General features: G+C 68.6%; 4 protein-coding genes. 2 read left to right on the forward strand and 2 right to left on the reverse strand.

The genetic code is table 11. The annotated features are described in order from the left end of the window. Window positions 1-101 precede the first annotated feature (101 nt). Window positions 102-995: a LysR family transcriptional regulator gene (locus ACFYYN_RS43300; RefSeq protein ID WP_500550191.1), complete on the reverse strand. Its 894-nt coding sequence runs from the start codon at window positions 993-995 to the stop codon at window positions 102-104. Window positions 996-1,148: 153 nt separating this feature from the next. Here ACFYYN_RS43300 and ACFYYN_RS43305 point away from each other — a divergent pair, with 153 nt between their 5' ends. Together ACFYYN_RS43305 and ACFYYN_RS43310 are read left to right on the forward strand one after the other, a co-directional pair. Then, on the forward strand, window positions 1,149-1,592 hold the full coding sequence (locus ACFYYN_RS43305; RefSeq protein WP_500550192.1) for a hypothetical protein: 444 nt from the start codon (window positions 1,149-1,151) through the stop codon (window positions 1,590-1,592). 271 nt (window positions 1,593-1,863) lie between these two features. Further along, window positions 1,864-2,916, forward strand: coding sequence for a zinc-dependent alcohol dehydrogenase family protein (locus ACFYYN_RS43310; RefSeq protein WP_500550193.1), 1,053 nt, complete (start codon window positions 1,864-1,866; stop codon window positions 2,914-2,916). 170 nt (window positions 2,917-3,086) lie between these two features. Here ACFYYN_RS43310 and ACFYYN_RS43315 read toward each other — a convergent pair. Continuing rightward, on the reverse strand, window positions 3,087-3,931 hold an 845-nt coding region (locus ACFYYN_RS43315), incomplete at its 5' end, for a hypothetical protein (RefSeq protein WP_500550194.1).

The raw sequence follows: 3,931 nt of genomic DNA on the forward strand, positions 1-3,931 counted from the left end.
GACCGCCGCCATCTGGCACAACCACCACACCGGGCAGAGCGTCCTACGATCCCTGACCGCCTACGACCATTAGCCCTTGGAATCGATCATCTAGGCGGCGCTCACCCTCTCCAGATGAGGAACTCGTGCGCTATCGCGATCAGGGCGCGTGCTGCGGCGCTGGGCATGCGCTCGGAGGAAGTGGCCAGGGAGAACGGCCAGTCCAGGTTGGCGCCGTCGATGGTCAGCGTGGCGACGTCCTCCGCCTTGGCGAGGGCGGGCCGTGGCAGGAGCGCCACGCCCAGGCCGTTGCGGACGTAGGCCACGCCGGTGGGGAGGTCGGTGATCTCTAGGGCGACACGACGGGTCACGGAGGCGGCGGCGAAGGCCTGATCGGCGACGGTCCGGATGCCGTAGCTCACGGGGAAGTCGACGAAGTCCAGGCCGGCCACTTCGGTGATCGGCACGGTGCGGCGTTTCGCGAGCGGATGGCCGGCCGGCACGACGAGGTCGAGCACCGAGGTGACGAGGTCGGTCAGCGTGATGCCGGCCGGGTGCGGTCCGGGCAGGGAGACGAAGGCGAGGTCGAGTCGCCGTTCGAGGAGGGCGTCGATCAGGCCCTGGGAGCCGGAGGCCGCGGCGCTGGTCTGCAGGAGCACGCCGGGATGACGCCGATGGAATTCGCCGAGGAGCGCGGGAAGGTCGATGAGCCCCACCGTGGTCATCGTGCCCATCCGCAGGGTGCCGCGCAGTCCTCCGCGGACCTCGGCCACCGCGTCCACGGCCTCCCGGGCCGCGTTGAGGGCGGCATGGGCGCGCGGGAGCAGGGCGGCACCGGCATCGGTGAGCAGCACGCGTTTGGAGGTGCGTTCCAGCAGCGGCGTGCCGAGTTCCCGCTCGAGGTTCTTGATCGTGGTCGAGACCGCGGACTGGACGACGTGCAGCCGTGCGGCGGCACGGGTGAAGTTCGCTTCCTCGGCGACGGTGACGAAGTGCTCGAGTTGGCGCAGTTCCACACTCCCAATATCCCACAGAGCGCCCCCAGGTATCTCTCGGCGAGATGGCTGCGTTCTCCGACTTTCGTTGGACGGCGACCGTTGCGTACGGCGACTCTGTTCACCGAGGGAACTGCTCGAATGAGGAGACGGCTCACCACAGGAGGCTCGGAGATGACCTACAGGACGCCACCGACATATCTGGGCAGCGGCGACCCGGTGCGGCAGCGCAAGGACTACTACCCTCCCTGGCTGGATAATCTCGCCGATGATGTGACGCTGGAGGCCGGTGTCTTCAACGGGACCATCCACGGGGCCAAGGACGTTCTCGCGATACTGTCCTACGCGCGCACCCTGTACGAATTCCAGGACTTCATCTACATCGGCGAATACGGAGAGAACGGCTTCGTCGAGGACTACGCGGCGACGGTAGACGGCAGGCCGATCGCCAATATCGCCGTCGTCTACATGAACGACGAAGGGAAGACGCAGCATCTTGTGATGAACCACCGGCCGCTGCCGATGCTCCGGTACTTCTCCCGGAAGCTGGGCGAGCACTTCGCCGGGACGGAGTACGCGAAATACTGCGCCGACCCGTCGGATGCCGACCGCGACTGAACGTCCTCCCGCCCGTTGCACAATCGGGCAAAACTCGTGGCCTTTGTGTCGCCCGAGGCGATTTCCGCCTTTCCCACCGACCTGGCGAAAGCGAAGACCGGCCGCACCATGGAGAATGAACACCGTCCGCTCTTTACGCGGATACCGCCGAGGGTCGTGACCTGACCGACGGCCCGCAGGTGCAGGCGGGCGGGAAATTTTGCGGGGCACGGTACGCCCATTACTTCATTGCCCATCGGGGGATGCCACCCTCGACCGAAGGAGAGATCCCATGCCCGTGCCACAATCCATGCGCGCGCTCGTGGCCGGAAAGGTCGGCGAGCCGACCGACGTCCTGCGGCTGGAATCCCGGCCTGTTCCCACGCCTGCGGCCGGTCAGGCGCTGATCCGCGTGAAGGCGACTCCGGTTCACGCCAGCGATCTGCACGTGCTGCGCGGCCGCTACGGTTTCTCCCCGGAGTTTCCCACCGTCGGGGGACACATGGAATGCGTGGGCCGCATCGAGGCCCTCGGCCCGGATGCCGGGGGACTGACGATCGGCGAGCGCGTGGTGACCGTCGCGGTCCCGGCGGTGCCCGGGCCGCGCGTGGCCGGCACGTGGCAGGAATACCTCGTCGCCGATGCACGAAGGCTCCTGCCGGTCCCCGACCAGATGAGCGACTCCGACGCCTGTCAGCTCGCCGTCAACCCGTTGACCGCGCTGCTCCTGGTGACTCGCGAACTCGACGTACAGCCGGGTGAATGGTTGTTGCAGACGGCCGCGGGCTCCACCGTCGGCCGGCTCGTCATTCAGCTGGCCGGGCATCTGGGTGTGCGCACGATCAACGTCGTGCGGCGACGCGATGCCGTCGAGGAGATCAGGGCACTCGGCGGCGACGAGGTCATCTGCACGGAGGACGAGGACCTGGTGCACCGCGTGGCCGAGATCGCGGGGCCGGACGGCGTGCGCAAGGCCATCGACTGCGTCGCGGGCCCCGTGGGTGCCCAGGTGTCCCAGGCATTGGCTCCCGGAGGACAGGTCGTGGTCTACGGCGCGCTCTCCACCCATCGGCAGACCGACCCGGCAGCGCTGACGATCCCGCTGTCGGCGCGCTCGGTCATCTACGAGACCAAAGCGGTCCGTGGCTTCTGGCTGAACCGCTGGTTCGGGAGTGCCTCACCTGAGGACGCGCTGCGCGCGCTGTCCGAGGTCCGTGATCTCGTCGCCGACGGCGTGCTGAGCATCCCCGAAGGCCGGCCGTTCCCGCTCGAACGCTTCATCGAAGCCATCACGCTCGCCGAGACACCCGCGCACGGCGCCAAACCACTCTTCGTCTTCGGGTAGGACGCCGTACCAAGACAGCCCTCGAACAGAGGTGGGTGAACCGCCGGGGCGCATGCCGTAGGGCCAGTTCAGGGGGCTTGATCCCCCGGAACTGGCCCTTTCTCGTGATCACGGCCGTACCGTATGCGTGCCACAGGGCCCGGGCAGCCGCTTCGGGGCGCCCGTCGACGTCAGCCCAGCACGTTCGTCGTCCAGTCGTGCTGGTCCGTCCCGAGCAGGGTGAACCGCTTGAGCCAGCCCTTCGGGCCGCCCACGGCGCGGTAGGCGTCCACGCCGTACTCCGAACCGGTGCAGAGCTTGAGGCCGTCATCCCGGACGCAGGTGGACGTGGAGCGCTGGACAACCGCGCCTGGCGGGGGGCTCATGGTGGGCTCGGGCAGGTCCGGCTGGACCGTGGTGTGGATGTACATCCCGCCGACGATGAAGTCGACGGTGGCCGTCCAGGGCGCGTCGTCCGGCCTCCGCCCCATGTCGAAGGAAGCCTCGGAAACGGCGAATCCCGCGGGCACACCGCTGATCCGGAACGGCAACGGAATCGCCCGGTGAGCCACGACGACCCCTTCGGCGATCTTGTGCAGGGTCTGCTGCCCCGCGGTCCCCGGCATTCCGTCACCCTGCAACTCCGCCCACCGGCCGTCCGCGGTCTGCCAGCGCAGATGCCAGACACCCGCGGGGCCCCAGGCGGCCGTCGGGCTCTTCCCCACCCAGTACGCGGTGCGGCCGTTGACCGGCGGCGCGTCGATCCGATACTGCCGAGGACCTCCGGGGTACCAGGGGCGCCCGAGCGACGGCTTGGTTCCCTCGGGGTAGACGTCGAGCGAGAGGCCGGGCCCCCTCACACCGCCTTCGGGGATCTTGCCCGCGACGCTCACGACGGTTCTTTTCTGCTGCGGCGAGTACTCGATCTTGTCGAAGCCTGCCGGGAGCCAGCCGAAGGACGCCTCCACGGTCAAGGGGGCGTGGCCTGTGTCCGGAGCGGGGGTGGGAGCGGTCCAGACCCGGGGCGCGGCCGGCG

Source organism: Streptomyces sp. NPDC001902, assembly GCF_042891295.1.
Classification (GTDB): Bacteria; Actinomycetota; Actinomycetes; order Streptomycetales; family Streptomycetaceae; genus Actinacidiphila.